19 protein-coding genes are annotated in these 18029 nt (G+C 67.8%); 12 read left to right on the forward strand and 7 right to left on the reverse strand.

Features of this window, described 5'->3' with window-relative positions; all coding sequences use genetic code 11:
- Nucleotides 1-18 precede the first annotated feature (18 nt).
- Nucleotides 19-471, forward strand: coding sequence for an SRPBCC family protein (locus tag ACZ6SD_RS27960; protein WP_465319987.1), 453 nt, complete (start codon nucleotides 19-21; stop codon nucleotides 469-471).
- Here ACZ6SD_RS27960 and ACZ6SD_RS27965 read toward each other — a convergent pair.
- Entirely contained in the window at nucleotides 425-1156 is a 732-nt protein-coding gene (locus ACZ6SD_RS27965) for an SGNH/GDSL hydrolase family protein (RefSeq protein WP_465319988.1), read from the reverse strand. The two genes, ACZ6SD_RS27960 and ACZ6SD_RS27965, sit on opposite strands and share 47 nt — an antisense overlap.
- 1 nt (nucleotide 1157) lies before the next feature.
- Nucleotides 1158-1631: a GbsR/MarR family transcriptional regulator gene (locus tag ACZ6SD_RS27970; protein WP_465319989.1), complete on the reverse strand. Its 474-nt coding sequence runs from the start codon at nucleotides 1629-1631 to the stop codon at nucleotides 1158-1160.
- Nucleotides 1632-1712: 81 nt separating this feature from the next.
- Here ACZ6SD_RS27970 and ACZ6SD_RS27975 point away from each other — a divergent pair, with 81 nt between their 5' ends.
- Together ACZ6SD_RS27975 and ACZ6SD_RS27980 are read left to right on the forward strand one after the other, a co-directional pair.
- Nucleotides 1713-2612, forward strand: coding sequence for an ABC transporter ATP-binding protein (locus ACZ6SD_RS27975; protein ID WP_465319990.1), 900 nt, complete (start codon nucleotides 1713-1715; stop codon nucleotides 2610-2612).
- 144 nt (nucleotides 2613-2756) lie between these two features.
- A complete protein-coding gene (locus ACZ6SD_RS27980) occupies nucleotides 2757-4355 on the forward strand; it encodes an ABC transporter permease (RefSeq protein WP_465319991.1) in 1599 nt (532 codons plus the stop codon).
- Nucleotides 4356-4406: 51 nt separating this feature from the next.
- Here ACZ6SD_RS27980 and ACZ6SD_RS27985 read toward each other — a convergent pair whose 3' ends face one another.
- Nucleotides 4407-4598, reverse strand: coding sequence for a hypothetical protein (locus tag ACZ6SD_RS27985; RefSeq protein WP_465319992.1), 192 nt, complete (start codon nucleotides 4596-4598; stop codon nucleotides 4407-4409).
- Nucleotides 4599-4726: 128 nt separating this feature from the next.
- On the opposite strand from ACZ6SD_RS27985, the gene ACZ6SD_RS27990 reads away from it, so the two are divergent.
- The 4 genes from ACZ6SD_RS27990 (at nucleotide 4727) to ACZ6SD_RS28005 (ending at nucleotide 8875) form a co-directional block, all read left to right on the forward strand.
- On the forward strand, nucleotides 4727-5995 hold the full coding sequence (locus tag ACZ6SD_RS27990) for an MFS transporter (RefSeq protein ID WP_465319993.1): 1269 nt from the start codon (nucleotides 4727-4729) through the stop codon (nucleotides 5993-5995).
- A gap of 155 nt (nucleotides 5996-6150) precedes the next feature.
- On the forward strand, nucleotides 6151-6342 hold the full coding sequence (locus tag ACZ6SD_RS27995) for a hypothetical protein (RefSeq protein ID WP_465319994.1): 192 nt from the start codon (nucleotides 6151-6153) through the stop codon (nucleotides 6340-6342).
- 52 nt (nucleotides 6343-6394) lie between these two features.
- Nucleotides 6395-6874 (forward strand): hypothetical protein, encoded by a 480-nt coding sequence (locus ACZ6SD_RS28000; protein WP_465319995.1) that lies wholly within the window; start codon nucleotides 6395-6397, stop codon nucleotides 6872-6874.
- A 1212-nt stretch (nucleotides 6875-8086) separates the two neighbouring features.
- Nucleotides 8087-8875: a transglutaminase-like domain-containing protein gene (locus ACZ6SD_RS28005; protein WP_465319996.1), complete on the forward strand. Its 789-nt coding sequence runs from the start codon at nucleotides 8087-8089 to the stop codon at nucleotides 8873-8875.
- An 89-nt stretch (nucleotides 8876-8964) separates the two neighbouring features.
- Here the strand turns inward: ACZ6SD_RS28005 and abc-f are convergent, their stop codons facing one another.
- On the reverse strand, nucleotides 8965-10590 hold the full coding sequence (abc-f, locus tag ACZ6SD_RS28010; RefSeq protein ID WP_465319997.1) for a ribosomal protection-like ABC-F family protein: 1626 nt from the start codon (nucleotides 10588-10590) through the stop codon (nucleotides 8965-8967).
- Between the two features lie 680 nt (nucleotides 10591-11270).
- On the opposite strand from abc-f, the gene ACZ6SD_RS28015 reads away from it, so the two are divergent.
- From ACZ6SD_RS28015 to ACZ6SD_RS28025, 3 genes are read left to right on the forward strand one after another with little or no spacing between them, the layout of a single operon-like run.
- Nucleotides 11271-11438 (forward strand): hypothetical protein, encoded by a 168-nt coding sequence (locus ACZ6SD_RS28015; RefSeq protein ID WP_465319998.1) that lies wholly within the window; start codon nucleotides 11271-11273, stop codon nucleotides 11436-11438.
- Nucleotides 11435-12403: a TniB family NTP-binding protein gene (locus tag ACZ6SD_RS28020; RefSeq protein ID WP_465319999.1), complete on the forward strand. Its 969-nt coding sequence runs from the start codon at nucleotides 11435-11437 to the stop codon at nucleotides 12401-12403. Before ACZ6SD_RS28015 ends, ACZ6SD_RS28020 begins: the two co-directional genes overlap by 4 nt.
- A gap of 53 nt (nucleotides 12404-12456) precedes the next feature.
- On the forward strand, nucleotides 12457-12921 hold the full coding sequence (locus ACZ6SD_RS28025) for an effector-associated constant component EACC1 (RefSeq protein ID WP_465320000.1): 465 nt from the start codon (nucleotides 12457-12459) through the stop codon (nucleotides 12919-12921).
- 18 nt (nucleotides 12922-12939) lie between these two features.
- Here the strand turns inward: ACZ6SD_RS28025 and ACZ6SD_RS28030 are convergent, their stop codons facing one another.
- Nucleotides 12940-13179: a hypothetical protein gene (locus ACZ6SD_RS28030; RefSeq protein WP_465320001.1), complete on the reverse strand. Its 240-nt coding sequence runs from the start codon at nucleotides 13177-13179 to the stop codon at nucleotides 12940-12942.
- Nucleotides 13180-13261: 82 nt separating this feature from the next.
- On the opposite strand from ACZ6SD_RS28030, the gene ACZ6SD_RS28035 reads away from it, so the two are divergent.
- Together ACZ6SD_RS28035 and ACZ6SD_RS28040 are read left to right on the forward strand one after the other, a co-directional pair.
- Nucleotides 13262-13672, forward strand: a complete 411-nt coding sequence (locus ACZ6SD_RS28035; RefSeq protein WP_465320002.1) for a hypothetical protein — start codon at nucleotides 13262-13264, stop codon at nucleotides 13670-13672.
- A gap of 883 nt (nucleotides 13673-14555) precedes the next feature.
- A complete protein-coding gene (locus ACZ6SD_RS28040) occupies nucleotides 14556-15296 on the forward strand; it encodes a hypothetical protein (protein ID WP_465320003.1) in 741 nt (246 codons plus the stop codon).
- A 535-nt stretch (nucleotides 15297-15831) separates the two neighbouring features.
- Here the strand turns inward: ACZ6SD_RS28040 and ACZ6SD_RS28045 are convergent.
- On the reverse strand, nucleotides 15832-16545 hold the full coding sequence (locus ACZ6SD_RS28045) for a toll/interleukin-1 receptor domain-containing protein (RefSeq protein WP_465320006.1): 714 nt from the start codon (nucleotides 16543-16545) through the stop codon (nucleotides 15832-15834).
- Nucleotides 16546-17468: 923 nt separating this feature from the next.
- Nucleotides 17469-17630, reverse strand: coding sequence for a hypothetical protein (locus tag ACZ6SD_RS28050; protein WP_465320004.1), 162 nt, complete (start codon nucleotides 17628-17630; stop codon nucleotides 17469-17471).
- Nucleotides 17631-18029 lie beyond the last annotated feature (399 nt).

Genomic DNA, 18029 nt, shown 5'->3' on the forward strand with positions numbered 1-18029 from the left:
CCATTCGGGAGGTCGCCCATGGTCGAGCGCCAGCGCACATTCGCCGTCGAAGTCACCGCGAGCAGCAGCGCCGACGCGCCGGAGCTGTTCGCCTTGGTCGCGGACGCGCGGCGGTGGGCGCAGTGGGCGCGGCCGGTCGTGGCGCACGCCTTCGTCGAGCGGGAGGGCGATCCGGCTCCCGGGGGAGTCGGATCGGTTCGCAAGCTTGGGCGCAAGCCGTTCCTCATCCGCGAAGAGACGGTCGAGTACGAGCAGGACCGCAGGCACGCCTACGAGCTGCGCACCCCAGCCCCGGTGAAGAACTACCGGGGCGAGGTCAGGCTGATCCCGCGGGACGGCGGTGGGACCGACCTCGTCTGGCGGTGCAGCTTTGTCGAGTGGATCCCGGGTACCGGTCCGGCGGTACGCGCGGGCGTGCGGTCCCTCATTCAGACCCTGAGCGGAAAGCTGGTGCGCGCGGCGGAGCGGTGACCGCGGGGGCGAGGTGCCGCGCCCATCTCCGGTACCCCTCTTCGGAGGGGTGAAAGCGGTCTTCGCAGAAGAGGTCGCCGTCAAGCAGAACCACGGGCATCGGCTCGTGGGAAGCCCCTGGCACGGCATCGGCGACGCGACGTGCCGCGGCGTCGAGTTCGGCGGCGCGCAGCCCGAGCACTGTCCGCAGTGGACGGGGCAGCGCGGGAAAGGCGCCCATCGGCGGGACGCCCGCGAGGACGATCCGGCGGTGCGCCGCCCGCAGGTCGATGAGCAGCCGCAGCAGGTCGCGGGTCCAGCGGGCGGCGGAGCGGCATTCGAGCACGTCGTTGACGCCGAGGACGACGACCACCACGTCCGCTGGGTCGAGCGCGGCCACCAGGTCCGCGCGGGTGTCGCGGGCGTTGATCCCGATGCGGCTCGACACCTGCCACTCGACGGCGCGGCCGGTGCGCTCGGCGACCTCGACGGCCAGCCGCCCCGCGAGTCCGGCCTCGTGGGTCCGGGCGCCGACGCCCGCCGCCGTCGACTCGCCGAGCACGGCCAGCCGGAGCGGGTCGCCGGAGCCGACTGCGCCGCGCGTCGGCCCGGCCGCCCCGGGTAGACGGGGGATCGTCTTGCGCGCGCGCAAACCTTGGACAAGGAGAACCGGGAGTAAGAGGCAGGCGGTAAGAGTCGCGCGCACGTCAGTGAGCCGCCTCTTGGGCGCGCCACTTGTCCATCAGCAGGGCCATCTCCTTCTTCAGAAAGTCGAAGAAGCGGCGGGTTTCCGCCAAGCGTTTTCCGGCGGGCGTGTCGGCGCCGAGCACCTCGACGCCTTCGGCCATGACGCTCGCCCAGGTCTCCAGCAGCTTGTCCCGGTTGGTGATCGCCTCGATCCAGGTGTCGTCGGACACCGCGTAGTGGTCGCGTCGCTGGCCCGGCTCGCGGCCTTTGACGACCAGGCCGACCTGGTCGAGGTAGCGCACCGCGCCGGAGATCGCCGCCGGACTTACCCGCAACGCGTCAGCAAGCTCAGTCGCGGTAAGCCTGCCCGAGTCGGTCGCCAGGAGCCGGGTGAACACCCGGGCGGGCATCCTCGCCATGCCCGCCTCGGCCATGAGCAGCGCGAACCGCTCCACGAACCGGGCCACGGCGTCTTCTCGGTCTGCGTCGGACACGTGCTCACCCTCTCGAAGTCACCCAAGATTAGCGTGTTCAGAACATTCATAAAGTTCTGAAAAGAGAGTACGTTGCGAGCCATGACAACGGCTATCTCGGTGTCCGGCCTGGTCAAGACCTTCGGCCAGACCCGCGCGCTCGACGGTCTCGACCTGACGGTGCGGGCCGGGGAGGTGCACGGCTTCCTCGGCCCCAACGGGGCGGGCAAATCCACCACCATCCGGGTGCTGCTCGGGTTGCTGCGCGCCGACTCCGGCACGGCCACCCTGCTCGGCGGCGACCCATGGCGCGACGCGACCGCCCTGCACCGACGCCTGGCCTACGTGCCCGGCGACGTCTCCCTGTGGCCCACGCTTTCCGGCGGCGAAGTAATCGACCTCCTCGGCAGACTGCGCGGCGGTCTGAACAAGAAGCGCCGGGCGGAGCTGCTGGAACGGTTCGACCTGGATCCGCGTAAGAAGGGCCGCACCTACTCCAAGGGCAACCGGCAGAAGGTCGCTCTCGTCGCCGCGCTCGCCGCCGACGTCGACCTGCTCATCCTCGACGAGCCGACCTCCGGCCTCGACCCGCTGATGGAATCGGTGTTCCAAGAGTGCGTCGCGGAAGAGCGCGACAGAGGACGCACGGTGCTGCTATCCAGCCACATCTTGGCCGAGGTGGAGACGCTGTGCGACCGCGTGAGCATCATCCGTGCGGGGCGCACAGTGGAGACCGGCACCCTGGCGGAACTGCGCCACCTGACCAGGACCAGCATCACCGCCGACCTGGCTGGGCCGCCCAACGGCATCGCCACCCTGCCCGGCGTCCACGACCTGCGGGTTGAGGGGAACCGGGTCCGGTTCGACGTCGACACCCGGGAGCTCGACGGGGCCCTGCGCGCGCTCAGCTCGTCCGGCGTGCGCTCGCTGACCAGCCAGCCGCCGACCCTGGAGGAGCTGTTCTTGCGGCACTACCAGGACGAATCCGCGGTGGCGCGATGAGCGAGCCTGCGAGCGAACAATCGATACAGTGCGTGGGCGTGCGAGGCCACCGAACCTGTGAGGTGGCCGCATGAGCGAGCTGGCGAGCGAATCATCGGCACAGTGCGCCCGCGAGGAAAGCCATCGAACTTGTGAGGTGGCAGCGTGAGCGGGTTGGCGGGCACTGGGGCACTTGTCCGGCTGGCGCTTCGCCGCGACCGGGTGATCCTGCCGATCTGGATCGTCCTGCTTGGCCTGATCCCGGCCAGCACGGTGTCGGCGTACGAACAGCTCTACCCGACCGCCGCTGACCGGGCGGCGCTTACCGCGGGCACGGGAAGCAACCCTTCCGTCGCGGTGATCTACGGCCCCGCGTACGACCTGAGCACAGCGGGCGGGTTCACCGCGTGGCGGTATGGGTCTTTCCTGGCGCTCTTCGTGGCTCTTATGGCGATCTTCACCGTCACCAGGCACACCCGTGCGGAAGAGGACAGCGGAAGACTGGAACTACTCGGCTCCGCGGTAGTGGGCCGGTTCGCGGCTCTTACCGCGGGCGTGACAGTCGCGGCGGGGACGAGTGTCGTGATTGGACTGGTCGCCGCACTGGGCATGATCGGCGCGGGACTGCCCGCGGCTGGCTCGGCCAGCCTCGGACTCGGCGTCGCGGGCGCGGGCCTGGTGTTCACCGCGATCGCGGGCGTGGCCGCGCAGCTCACCGAGTACTCGCGCTCGGCCAACGGCCTGGCGACCGGAGCGCTGGGCGTGGCGTTCCTCCTGCGCGCCATCGGCGACTCGACACCGTCGGCGAACTGGGTGTCCTGGCTCTCGCCGCTCGCGTGGGCTCAACTGGCGAAGCCGTTCGTGGCCGAGAAGTGGTGGGTGTTCCCGATGGCCGTGCTCGTCGCGATCGCGGTCGGCACGCTCGCTTACCGGCTCGTTCCACTGCGCGACCTGGGCGCGGGCCTGTTTCCCGCCCGACTGGGGCAGGCGGACGCCCCACCGTCTCTGGCGGGCCCGTTGGGGCTGGCGTGGCGGCTGCAGCGCGGCGCGCTCATCGGCTGGACGATCGGCCTGGTCGTCGTCGGCGCCGTGTTCGGCTCGATCGCCAACGGCATCACGGCCCTGATCGGCAACAGCGACCAGGTCCGGGAGGTCTTCGCGAAGATGGGCGGCGCCCAAGGGCTTGTCGACGCTTACCTGGCCGCGATAGCCGGGCTCTTCGGCATGGTCGTGGCGGTGTACTCGGTGCAGGCGGCTCTCCGTATGCGGACAGAAGAGACCGCCGCGCGCACAGAACCGGTACTCGCGACGGGGGTAAGCCGCTCTGGCTGGCTCGGTAGTCACCTGGTCTTCGCGCTTCTCGGCCCGCTGGTGCTCCTGACCGGCGCCGGGGTGGCCGCCGGAGCCGCCCACGGGCTGCGGGCGGGCGACCTGGCCACTCAGGTCGGACACGCGCTCGGCGGCGCCCTCGCCCAACTGCCCGCCGTGTGGGTTGTCGCCGCCACCGCGACCCTGCTATTCGGGCTGCTGCCCCGGGTGGCGACGCCCGCGTCGTGGGCAGTGGTCGGCACGGTGCTGGTGATCGCCTTGTTCGGGCCGCTCGTCGGGCTCAGCCAGGTGATTCTCGACGTCTCGCCGTTCGCGCACGTGCCGAAGCTGCCGGGCGCGGTGTTCACCTGGACACCACTGGTGTGGCTTACCGCGGTCGCGGTAGTCGGCGTCGGCGCCGGATTCGTCGCCTTTCGTCGCCGCGATATCGGCTGACCTGCGGGAAGAGGGCCGGGTGGCGCAGGCCACCCGGCCCTCCCTGGGTTGTCAGACGCGGCCGGAGTCAGCCTCCACGGGTAGCCCAGCCAGCTCGCGAACGATGCGCTGGGCCAACTCCAGACCTGCCGCCTGTCCCTCGCGGTGCGCCTCGTCGGCCGTCAGTTCCCGCGCCTCCCGCTCCGCTTCGGCGAGCTTGACCAGGAGCGGGATGACCTCGACGGCCTCAAGCGGTTCCGACATGGGCGTTCCTTCTTTCGGTGAGTGACGAGTGCGAAGTACCCCCGTCGCCTCGTCGTGTCACGGAATACCTGATCTGGCTCAGGCGTCCGTATGGTTCGCGACGCTAAACATTCTGGGGGAGGACGCGCGTGGTCACCGCTGTGCAGCGACAGGACACTCTGCCGCGGGAGGTGTGGGTGCTGGTCGCTGCGAACTTCGTGATCGCCGTCGGGTTCGGCCTGGTCGCGCCCGCCCTGCCCAGCTTCGCCAGGAGCTTCGACGTCAGCGTCACCGCGGCGTCCATCGTGGTGAGCGCGTTCGCGATGGCCCGACTGCTGTTCGCACCGGTCAGCGGCAGGCTCGTCACCCGACTCGGTGAACGCCGGGTTTACCTCGCCGGACTGCTGATCGTCGCGGTGACCACTGGCGCCTGCGCGTTCGCTGGCGCGTACTGGCACCTCGTCGCGCTACGGGGGCTGGCGGGCACCGGGTCGACGATGTTCACCGTGTCCGGCCTGGCGCTGCTGATCCACCTGACCCCCGCGCCGTTGCGCGGACGGGCATCCGGTCTGTGGGGCACCAGTTTCCTCCTCGGCAACGTGACCGGCCCGCTCGTGGGCGGCGGTCTGATCGCGATCTCGCTGCGGGCGCCGTTCCTGGTCTACGCCGTCTCCCTGGTGGTGGCGGTGGTGATCGTCTGGTGGTTCCTGCGGCGCTCCACACTGATCACGCCGGTAGGCGAGAACAAGCTCCCTGTCTTCCCGCTAAGCGCCGCCATACGCGTAAGCGGCTACCGGGCGGCTCTTGTGTCCAACTTCGCCAACGGGTGGGCGGTCTTCGGCGTCCGAGTGTCGTTGGTGCCGCTGTTCGTCACCGAGGTCCTGCGTCGCGAAGACGCCTTCGCGGGCACGGCGCTGGCCGTGTTCGCCGCGGGCAACGTGGTGATGCTGCTGGTGTCCGGGCGGCTCTCGGACCGCTGGGGACGCAAACCGCTGGTGCTGGCCGGACTTCTGGTGTCGGCGGGGGCGACGGTCGGCGTCGGATACACCGAGTCGGTCACGACATTCCTGGTCATGACCGCGGTGGCGGGCCTGGGCACGGGCATGTTCACACCGCCGCAGCAGGCCGCGGTCGCCGACGTCATCGGAGCGAACTCGCGCGGCGGACCGGTGCTGGCGACCTACCAGATGGTCGCCGACGTCGGCGCGATCCTGGGTCCGATCGCCGCGGGTGTGCTCGCCGACAAGCTCTCGTTCGGCATGGCTTTCCTGGTCACCGGTGGTCTCACCGTCGTCGCGGCGATGGTGTGGCTGCCCGCCAAGGAAACCCTGACCCAAGATCACGCACAGCCACCGGTGGGGTCCGACGCAGCGGATGGGGTGACAACGGGCACCGGATCTTCACGGCCCACCCGGTAGGCGGTTACGGAGCGTGGAGCCATTGCTCCGTTGGAGCGTAATCCTGGCTGGTCGCCGTCAAAGTCCAGGCTACGGGCTGCGCGACCGTGCATGAAATGGGAGCCTCTGTGGTAATCCGGCCGGAGCGGGCGGCACGGCTGAGGCGGAGTGATCCGATGGCTACTGCACTATGGACCGTGGCCGCGGCGGTGGCCGCGCTCCTGGTCATCTGGCGGTTGCACCGCGCCAATCTGACGGTGTCCACGATTCTGCGCGAGGAACGCGCCCGCACCGAAGCGGAACCGGTGGACGAGACGCACTACGAGCACGAGCCACACCGCGTGGGCCGCCACCGCAAGTCCCACTGACCCCTGTGGATAACTTTCTCGCCGTGTCGTCCCATGGGCATAACGTGGACCCATGGCATTCAACCTGGAATACACAAGCAAGCAGCACGACGTCACCTACGCCATGACGGTCGTGGCCGACGACGACGGCGAACTCGGCATCGAACTACTCGGCGCCAATGACCGCGGCACAGTAGTGGCGGAAGGCGCCCTGCGCCTCCCACCCGGAGGCGCGACCGAAACCGCGCGGCTCCTCCGCGAAACTCTCGACGCCATCGCAGGCTTCGAGGGCAAACGGATCCGCAAGTCCGTGGGCAACGCGAACCAACGGTGGACAAAAGACCAGGACATCACCTTGCGCGAGGCCTGGCTATCCCATCCACCGACAACCCCGGCCACCGACGTGATCCGCGCCCTCGCCACGGAACGAGAACGCACCCCCGCCGCCATCCGGGCCCGATTGCCCAGACTCGGCTGCGACCCGGACGTCGCAGGCCGTGTGCTCACCGAGGAGACAGCCGCCCTCATCGGCCGTGACGCCCAAGCTGGCTGACCGCAGCACGCAGTTCCACCGCCAACAGAAAGAGAGAACGCACCTGGGAAAAACCCATGCCCTGAATCGGGGCGTCCTCGGTGCGCGGAGCCGGTGAGTTCCCCCGGGACCACCGACTCCCCGCACCACACGGACATCCTTCACCTCGACAACGTCGAGGCCACCTGAGCGGACACCACGTCCACAGCCACAGTTCCACCCGCCGTCAAGCTGCCCCGACGCGGGACCCGCGCGGCACCGGATCAGGACCGCCACCGGACTTGGTCCAGCCGCCAAGCGGGGCCAGCACGGGACTCGCGCGACACCGCGCTGGACCTGTCGCCGACCTTGGCTCAGCAAGAAGCTGGCCCGGCAACCCTTGGGTCCAGCGGTGGGGTCAGTGGTGGGTCAGCGGTGGAGCTGGGCCGGTCACGGGCCAGCCACCACTTGGGCCGTCCCAGGCACGGAAGCCGATCCTGGTAGGGGCCTAATTCGCGACAGTCGGCTGACCTGGTAAAGCCGAACCGGCAGAGCCGAACCGGCAGAGCCGAACCGGCGCGCTGGCGCGAGCCCGCTTGCGGGTGACCTCGCGGCGTGGTTCCCACAACATGGTGCTCGTACGGTGTCGTGGCTTCGCAGCAACGGGACGCCTTCTCGCGGCGTTGTGTCTCACTGTGGGGTGCCGCCTCGCAGTGGGTGCCCTCTAGCGGCGGGATGCTTCTCGCGGCGGGATGCCTTCTCGCAGAGGCACCTCTCGCAGCGGACCACCCTCTCGCAATGGGCGCCTTCTCGCTGCGGAATGCCCTTTCGCAACGGGGGCACCTCTCGCAACGGCATGCCTTCTCGCGGCGGTGCTCTTGCCGCTCGGTGGTTGCGTGGTGGCCGCGCGGGGTGCTCGCTGTGGGCCAGGTTTCGGCTTGGTCCTGGCAGGGGCTCGGCATCGAGATTGGCGTCGGCTGGGGTGGCTCGCAGAGGGTTAACGCGAGGGTGCGGCGGGCCGATGTCGCGCGGCGGGGCCGTGGGCTGGGTGCGCCATTGGCGGTGTGCGCCGTTAGCCGGGTGTGCCGTCGGTCCTCGTCCCCTTGTCGGTCGGGTGTGCCCTTGTCGGCTGAGGTCCGCTGTCGGCTAGGGGTCTGTCGGCTGGGTGGGATGGCTTGGATCTTGGGGGGATTGTGGGCGGCGGCTTGGGGCGGGAGGTGGTCCTGGTCGGGGTGGGGGAACCATGATGGGGCCATGGTTGCCACGTGTCGGATAGAGGTTGAGCTTGGGTTGCGGTTGAGCGCGCCCGGGAATGTCACCGTGTCGGTCGCGGTGGCGGGTGAGGCGGAGGAGAGTCTCACCCTTGAGGGATCGCCGGGGACCTTGCGGATTGTGGGGATGCCGCATGGGACGCGGTTGCATGTGGTGGATGCCAGTCCTGGGGACCTGGTCTTTCGCTACCGGGCCACGCACAAGTACGGGACGGCACCGAGCGCGGTCACGGCTGCCGAGCGCATCGAGTATCTGCGCCCCAGCCGGTACTGCCCCTCCGACCGGCTCGGTGGTTACGCGGCCCGGTTGTTCGGCCACCTTGCCGACGAGGTCGACCAAGTCCGGGCGGTCGTCGACCACGTCGCGGGCCATCTGTCCTATGTGGGCGGTTCCAGTGGGCCTTCCGACGACGCCATCGACACGCTGTTGGCCACGGAAGGGGTGTGCCGCGACTACGCCCATCTCTGCGTCACGCTCTGCCGCTCGCTGGATATCCCGGCTCGGTTCACCAGTGTCTACGCCCCCGGACTGTCCCCAATGGACTTCCACGCCGTCTTCGAGGCCGCCTTGGACGGCCACTGGCACGTCTTCGACGCCACCCGGCTCGCTCCGCGCCAGTCGCTGGTTCGCATCGCCACCGGGCGCGACGCCGCCGACACGGCGTTTCTCACCACACCCAACGGCGCCGAACTGACTTCCACCACCATCACCGTCACCGCCGAACCCGGCCTGCCCGAAGACGACGGCACGTCCCTGGTCGCCCTTTCCTGAAATTGTCCACAGACCTGTGGATCACCCTGGGGATATCTCGGCAAACCACCAACACGCCACCAAGCGCGGCTCCACAGCGGCAATAAACTTCACCGATCGCCCGGCGGGCCGGTTTCGACCAAGGTCCCCTCGGACAACCGCAGCCAACGACTAACGCCGACGTCAGCCAGGAAACGGTCGTCGTGGCTGACGACGACGAAAGCGCCCTGGTAAGCGTTGAGCGCGCTCGTCAACTGGTTGACGCTGGCCAAGTCGAGATTGTTGGTCGGCTCGTCCAGCAGCAACAGGTGTGGCGCGGGTTCCGCGCACAGCACACACAGCAGCGTCGCCCGCAACCGCTCGCCGCCGGACAGCGCGGCGACCGGGAGGTTGGCGCGTTCCGCGCGGAACAGGAAGCGCGCCAACAGGTTCATGGTGTCCGACACCGGCAGCCGCGGCGCGAACGCGCGCAGGTTCTCCGCCGTGGACCGGTCCGGGTCGAGCAGGTCCAGGCGCTGGGAGAGGTAGGCGACCCGGCCCTGAACACGGGTGGTCAGTCCGCTGTCGGGTTCGAGTTGTCCGCTGATGATCCGCAACAACGTGGACTTGCCAACACCGTTCGCACCAATAAGCGCGATCCGCTCGGGTCCACGGATCGCCAAGTCCACGTCCCCGAAGAGCACCCGCCCATCGCGACTGACCCGCATCCGCTCGCTGTCGAACACCGTGCGGCCCGCCGGGACCGTGGTGTCGGGCAACGACAGCCGCAACGTCTCGTCTTCGCGCAGGGCCCGGTCCGCCTCGTCCAAGCGGGCCTTGGCCGCGCCGACCCGTTGGGAGTGCACGTCGTTCGCCTTGCCCGCCGACTCCTGCGCGCGCCGCTTCAACCCGCCCGCGATGATCCTGGGGATGTCGGACTTGGTGCGCGCCCCGGTGCTCGCGCGCCGCGCCGCCCGTTCGCGGGCCTGCTGCAACTCCCGTTTCTCCCGTTTGAGTTCCTGCTCGGCGCTGCGGAAGTTCTTTTCCGCGACTTCCCGCGCCGCCAGCATCGCCGTCTCGTAGTCGGAGAAGTTCCCGCCGTGAAACCGCACCTGCCCGGGCTCAAGTTCGGCGATGCGGTCCACGCGGTCGAGCAACGCTCGGTCGTGGCTCACCAGCAGCAGGCAGCCCTTCCAATCCTCCAAAACCCCGTAAAGCCGCCTGCGGGCGTCCCGGTCGAGGTTGTTGGTCGGCTCGTCGAGCAGCAGGACGTCGGGCCGCTTCAGCAACTGCGCGGCCAACCCCAGCGACACGACCTGGCCCCCGCTGAGCGTGCCCAACGGCCGGTCGAGAGCGACGTCCCCGAGCCCAAGCCGGTCCAACTCGGCGCGGGCCCGCTCCTCGACGTCCCAATCGGACCCGACCACGGCGAAGTGCTCCTCGCTCGCGTCACCGGACTCGATGGCCGCCAACGCGCGCACGACCGGGGCGATCTCCAGCACCTCCGCCACCGTCGCCCCACTCACCAATGGCAGCGTCTGCGGAAGATAACCGAGCACACCATCGACGGACACAGACCCGCCAAGCGGCGCGTACTCACCCGCGATCACCTTAAGCAGCGTGCTCTTACCCGCCCCGTTGGGCGCGACAAGACCCGTGCGACCAGCACCAACGGCGAACGTCAGGTCAGTGAAGACCGGAGTCCCGTCAGCCCAGGAGAACGACAGATTTGTGCAAACAATGGATGTCTTAGCCATGTGACAGCTCTCAGCGCGATGCGGGCGGACAAGAACCACCCGGGAAGCCGACGAAGGACAAGCACGACCAGCACGACGGACGTCGCCGGTCGAGACTCCGGAATCACCCGGAGATGTCGTCCTCTGTCACATGAAGCACTGAACTCCTCACATCGCGATCAACTGCCCACCGACCGTACCAACCCGGGGCACGACGACGCGAGCGAATAAAACGAACCGCAGCCGGTCAATGCCCGACTGCGGTCCTGTGTGGTGCGCCCGAAGGGATTCGAACCCCTAACCTTCTGATCCGTAGTACAAAGCGGATCATCCTGGGCAACCCTCGCAGTCCGTTTGCGCTGGTCACCGTCCTGGTCGAGTCCAGGTCAGGGTCTCCTATCCAGCCCCGTCCACCCCGTCCACCCCGTCCGTGAGACAGGTGTGAGACCGGGCCCGAACGGAGCCCATGCCATGTCAATAGCACCTCGCGCCGTCGAGCGCCCCGACGACATCCCCTTCCAGTCGATGACCGATCTGGTCGGGCAATGGCTCGCAGTTCGCCTGCGCACCTTCACGAGCGAGCGACCCGACCGAGCCGATCTGCTCACCGAACTCGCCTTCGGTTCCCGGATAGCCAGGGAGGCCACGAGCGGTCGCTGGTGTGTCATCGCCGAACTGCTGCGCACAGGGGCGGCCACCTCATGGACACAGCTCGCTGCCGCCATGGGAGTCACCCGGCCGCCGCCCGCGACGGCTTCCATCAATGGCTCAGCGGCCAACACGACCTCCGGCGAGACACCGGCACGATCGGTCTCAGCGACGAGGCCGCCACCGAGCTCGACACGCTCGCCGAGGCGGTGGCCTGGTGAGCATCGAAGCGCCTCTGGCCTTCCCGGACGCCGTCGAACTCGCGGCACTCACGCCTCGGGCACGCGTCCTGCTGGTTCAGGCCCGCCGCGACTACCATAGCGATCTGCCGCTGGCGAACACGCCGGTGATGCGGAAACTGCTGGCCACCGGCCGGTTGCTGGTCCAGCTCAACCGCGGCCAGATCTCTGCCCGGCGAGGCATGATCCTGTCCGGCGCCTCGGGCACCGGGAAGACCACCGCGCTCACGCAGCGCGGGCGCACGCACGAACGCGCGGTTCGCAAACGCCATCCCGGCCGGGCGGGTGAGGACCGGATTTCGGTCGTCTATGTCACCGTTCCGACCGATGCGACGCCGAAGATGCTGGTGGTTGAGTCCGCGCGGTTCTACGGCGTCGAGTTCGGGTCGCGGGCCACGATGCCCGACATCGTCAACACCGTCTGTATGGTCGCCGCGCGCACGCACCGGGAGCTGGTGCTGATCGACGAGATCCACAACATCCTCGATACCCGCGTCCGCGCGGAGGTTTCCGACCAGCTCAGGTACTTCGCCGAACGGCTGCCCGCGACGTTCGCCTACGCCGGGATCGAGGTCGAGGAACTCGGCATGTTCGCCGGGCCCCGCGGCCGTCAGATCGCCAACCGATTCACGCTCATCGGGACCACGCCGTTCGACTACGGCACGGCCGAACAGAAGGCGGCTTGGCGGGCGCTGATCGCGACCCTGGAACAGTCACTGCGGTTGCACCAGCACCAGCTCGGCACACTCGTCGACCTCGCCGACTACCTCTACGAACGCACCGGCGGCGCGATCGGCCTCTCCATGCTCATCCGCGGCGGCGTCATCCTCGCGATCGACGACGAGTCCGAACAGATCACCACCGACCTGCTCGACCTCGTTCCGCTGGACAAGGCTGCGACCAGCACGACCCCCGCACGGCGGCGCGGCAGAACGACCAAGTCCTGACCATCTGACTATGGCGACGTTTCGATGGATCGTCGCTGCGGGAGAATCGCCTGATGGAGAACCAAAACGAGCCGATATCGCCCGCGGACATCACACTTCTGGTTGGCCCCGGATATCCGGGAGAGTCAGAACTGATCCTGCGGATCTCACCAGAGCAGACTCAGCTCCTTCGTGAATGCCTTGAAGCCGAAGGCCTGCACGTGAGCAGCGTGATCGAGCACTCCGCGGGCTCCTGGCTCGAAGTTCTCGCGGTCAGTATCGGATCGGGTGGTGCCGTCACCGCGTTGATCGTCGCGCTGCAGAAGTTTCTGGAGCGCCACAAAAACAACAACGTGACCTTCAGACCCGACGGGCAGGTCGAGTCCATGACCGGCTACTCCGCCAAAGACGTCGCAGCCGTCGTGGCGGCCACCCGGCAGAAGCAGCACGAAGTCGACACAAGGTGGGCCACCGTGTTCCCCAAAGACGAGTCTCCAGCCATCGACCCGGTTGCTGCGGATGAGGTCGATCCGGCCTGATGGTTTCCCGGCTGCCGATCACGATCCGGCCTGCACACCAGGAGATCGATCGCCATCTCCTACCTCGCCCGGCTCGCCGCCCTGCACGATATGCCGGTCGAAGACCTCTGGCAGTAAGTCAGCCTCCGCAGGACCAAGGGCGGCAACGCCCGGTGCCTGGAAGGCGACCTGCTCGCCACTGTCTTTAATCAGCCCCGGCACCGGCTCGACCGCGAGATCGTCGAGCTGCGCACACCGGAACCGGGCTCGCTGCGCCACGAACGCCAGCTGGCTGCCACCGCTGCGACGCCCGCCACCGCGGCGGACAGGTGCTGCACCTGTTCTCCCACCACGATCACGTATGCACCCGCCATCAGGTCTGGATCGGCCGCCCGACCAGGTCGACCACCCGCAACCATGCTTGGTCGCGCTGCCCGAAGTCGTCGCCGCGCAACACCGCCACCGGCGGCTGCCACGCCGCATCGGCCCGGCCGCGACCTTCGACGTGGTGCTGACCGGATTCCTGATCTGCGGAATGCCCTGGAACTTCACCAACACCGACACCGTCACCGACGGCGACGCCTGGCACCACTGGGTCCGCCGCGCCGACCTGCTCATCCCGCCCGACACCACTCCCCACACGTTCAGCGCGTCCCGGCTCTTCGCCGCCACCTACCCCGAAGCGGTCTCCGTCGCCGAACTCGTAGACTCGCTGCGCTGGCGTCACCTTGCCGCCAGCGGACCGGAAGACCAACGAACGTTCGCCGCCTAGATCGGCCGCCGTCTCGGCCTGCGCGATTATCACCCGCTCGCGTTCCGAGACCCGATCGCGCACTGGATAGAGCAAGACTGCTGGCGGCAACCGAGCCTGCCCAACCCTGACTACCGCAGACTGAAAACCTTCGGCGGCGCCATATTCCCCAGGCCCAACGGAGACAGCGACACTAAGCGGCGCACCAGCGCCCACTGGTTCAGCGTCCACGGCCGCGGCGGCGACGCGATCGTTCACCACCGCGCGCTCAACCCTGTCATACTGCGCGACTGGTCACGCCAGATGGAGATGTTCACCGCGGCGCTCGAACTCACCGCGAGCACCGACACGCCGATTGCCAATCACGTCACCGTCAAGGACCAAAGCCCTGGCGACCACCGAGTGGACCCGGCCAGAACCAGCTCCATCGTCCTACCTGGACACCGTCGTCGAACCCGTCAGCTGGCCACAACGTCCCGCCCACGACCGCACACCGGCGCACAACCCAGACTCCCGCACGAGCACCGCGCCTACAACCGCGCGATGAAGAACCCGCTACGACCAGACGCCGTCATCAACACCGACAGCTTGCGTGTTGTCCCATCACATTGATGACACGACGATCGTGCCTCGGGGGTAGTTCGTCGGTGTTGCCGACGAGCCAGTGCAGGACGCCACGAGGTGTGCGTTCAGGTTCGAGTCGATCTCAGTGGACACCGGTGGCGGGCAGTCCCGCGGCGGCCTCGCCGATTGACAAAGCGTTCCGAGCTCGGCGACTGACCTTGTCCGTGATCGCGGTTGCGCCGATTGGCTGAATTCCCCTTTACCCCCGGGGCTGCCGAACGTTCTTGTCGCGGCCGGATGGGACGCTGGCGGAACCGACCACGGAAGGGATTTCCGACTGATGACCTACCAGCCTGGGCGCGAATTGAACCTGACCTATGACCCGCAGCGGGGATGGTTCAATTTTGTGCTCTACAGCGAAACCCCGAAGCTGTGGGGATCTGCGCTCAACGCCACCCAACAACTGAGCAAGTCCAGCCGGTACACGCAGGAATGGATTGGCCGGTTGCAGGACACCGAGCCGACCCCACTTCACATGGCCTTGGTCTCTAATGATGTGGCCCCGCGATTGTGGGATCCTTGCGTCTTCGACGACCCCAAGTCGCCGTCGGCAGTCGCTGGCGACGGCTGCCTGTGCCTGACGACCTTGCACGATCCGCTCACCTGGATGCCGGTGGTGAAAGAGCACTATCGCACGGTTAGCGGGAACATCGAGAACTGGACCTACTGGACATTCTCCCCGTTGTCGCTGCCCGAGGGCCAGGTGCTGGAACGGTTGATCATCGATCAGGACGCTGGCGTCATGTGGCTGCGCAACGATCGCGGCGAGCTGCACTTCCTACCCGAGAAGACCGGCGAGGGCTACAGTGTCGGCTACGGCGGCGGTGGACCCTGGAAGTTCGCCGCGATGATCGAGAAGATCGTGGCCTCCGACGGTCACGACATCACCCCGGACACGAGCCAGGTGACGGCGAATCGTCATCTGAGCGACTGGACGTCCTCGCCCGTGTCGGACCGGACGCGGGAGTTGTCCCTGGCACAGCTGCGGACCCTGCGGACGACGGGGACCGCACCGGCCTGATCGCGCCTCGGCGACGATCTCCGAAGGGCCGCCGTCGGTCGCGGCTGACATCGTCAACATCGTGGGCATCCCTCCCGAAACCTTCCCGAGAGTGGTGTTACCAACGTCCTGACCCAGCACAACTAGGTCTGGACAACTTAACGAGCACCCGTCCGGAGCTAGTTGACGAACTACAAGTCACGGCCGCACGATCCGTCAAGTTCGAGCGGACCGGACAACGGATTTGTCCGGTCCGTTCGAAGGTGGCGGAGTCCGGGGTTAGCTGGCGGGGGCTGGTGCAGGTGGCACGCCGCTCGACCGGGAAGATGCCTCGGTGCGGAATCTGGATCTCGTGCCCGGTGGCGCCAACGACATCGCGTTTCTACTGGGCCCGGCACACCAGCAAACCGTAACGGCGGGGCCGGTCCCGCGCGGTGATCGATCATGCTGACAGGACCCTGACCATGTCGCCGTCGGACGGCAGCGCGCGGCGCATCCCAGAGCTGGGCCTCGATGGTTTCGGCTCACCGCCCTTGACCTCTTGTTGCTGGTCGGTCTACACAGCGGGGAGCGCAGCCGCAGCGGCGGCGACCTTGGCTGCGACGTTGTTCAGTGTCGACTCCCTGGTGCTCAGTCCAGCGTGCGAAGCCAGCAGCGGGCTGACGTTGTTAAGGTCGTCGAAGCCCACCCCATGCAGGACAGGGATGACGCGACGAGTGGAAAGCAGTACGGCGAGCTCCTTCTCGGCCACGCCCTCGGACTCGATGCTCTGGAGCAGCGCAGGCGTGACCAGCACGATCCCGACGCGAGAGTTTCGTAGCCCCTTATCGATCTCGCGAATCATGAGCGAACCGAGTGGGAGGTCTTCTTCGCTAAACCACACCGAGGCGCCATTCGACTTCAGATGGCCATACAGCTCTTTCGCGCTACCTTCTCGGTCGTCCCAGGCGTGGCAGAGGAAGAGATCGCGGCGTTCCGGGTGCGCCTGAGCCTGCTCGCTGGCCTTCTGGGTGAAGGGCTCGACGGTGCGCCATTCGGTAGGTGTGTACAACACCGTCCTGCCGGTCCTGGTGCGGCGCGAGCCTCCGCCGCCTGACGAGCTGCCGTAGCCCCCGCCGCTACCATTGTACGACGACCCGCCACTGTAGGAATTCCGTGGCGAGTCATAGGAGGAATAGGAACGATACGACCTCCCCCCACGACATGCCGGGCATCGCGCAGCTGCCGCTGACGAGCGGTGGCCTTCGACTGGAGCTGTGCATTGCGCCATACGTGCATGGTAGATGCAACCTCCGACACTATTGAGACGCTTCGCCGCCTGACGCTTTCCGTGTCGGAACTCGACGGCGATCTGCTCGATCACCGCCGCACACGCGTTCGCGGCGGTGATCGAGCACTCCCAGCACACCGTCCGCTGACTCCCCGAGGGCGCTGGCCCGTTTCGGCGACGACGCCTCCGGTGACAGCACCCGGCACGGGGCCTCATGGTGGGTATGCCGCGTGCTCAGGGGCGGCCGCTGGTTTCGGCAGTTGCGGGCTTGTCCGGAGTTGGCGGAGTAGGTGTAGAGGTCGTTATCGGCACCGCAGCCGGTGGTCATGTACGGGTTGTTCTTACCGCAGATGACGATGGCGTCGTCCCGGCGAGGGTGCGGATCGGGGCGCTGAACACCGCGTAGGACTCGATGGTGCACGCAGGTTCGCCCTGGCTTCCGGTTCCAGGCCCGTCACGTCGTCGAACGGGGTGGCCGTGAGCTTGCCCAGCCCCAGGGTGGGTCCGCTCGACCCGCCGTCTTTCTGGTAGCCGCCAGCATCCCGGCCGCCGTTACCGACGTACCGCCGACGATCCGTACCGTCAGAATTACACTCGTGGCCAGCGTCGCTCCCTGTGCCCATCCATAAGCCCCCCGGCTAGATACTCCTCGGAGTGGGTATGCTCGCTGCCGCCACCGGTGACCGTGATGCTGCTACTGCCCGTGCCGGTGACGATCCGCCCTGCGTTACCCGGTCCGCCACTGCCCAGATTGTTGGTGCCCACGGTGGTTGTTTGTCCCCCGCTGGCGCTACCTAAGCCCCTCCGCCCCCATCACCGATGAAGCGATCAGCCGAAGACACCACGGCCACGGAATCAAGTGGCTATTCCAATTCGCATGCCCGCGCGGCCAACTTCTGGCTGGCCACCCCGACGGCCTATCCCTATGCGGAGGCGGCGACCCGCAGCAGCGGCAAGTGGGCCAGGCCGAGACCGAAGCCTATGACCAGCTCGTCCACACTGATGCCCATGCCCAGCCCGAACAGCGCCACGCCGCCGACGCGGCCCGCCAGGCTCCCACTGCGGTAAAGAAACTCGTCGCGCACGTTACCCGACGGCTTAGTGACGAGCTGGCGAACGTGGCCGATGGCTGGCTAAGCCCACCGTGCCCTCACCGAAGCTCTTCGCCACCGAATCCGCCAACTAGGTCTGGACACTTCTCCACCCAGTTGTCCGGACCTAGTTGACGGAACGCAGGTCAGCAGCAGTTTGTCTGTCTGGTCGACGGAGGCTCGTAGTGGGTTCCGCCACCGGCGTAACACCGCCAGGTGGCTCCGGCCTCCACGTCCAAAATCTTCGCAATGGTCGGTTGTTCAAGCCGGTTACGGATAGGTGTCGTACGCCGCTCGTGCAGCCGCGGGGGGGGGGGGGGGGGGGGGGGGGGGGGGGGGGAGGGGGGGGGGGGGGGGGGGGGGGGGGGGGAGGAGGAGGGGGGGGGGGGGAGT

Source organism: Actinokineospora sp. NPDC051303 (assembly GCF_055586285.1).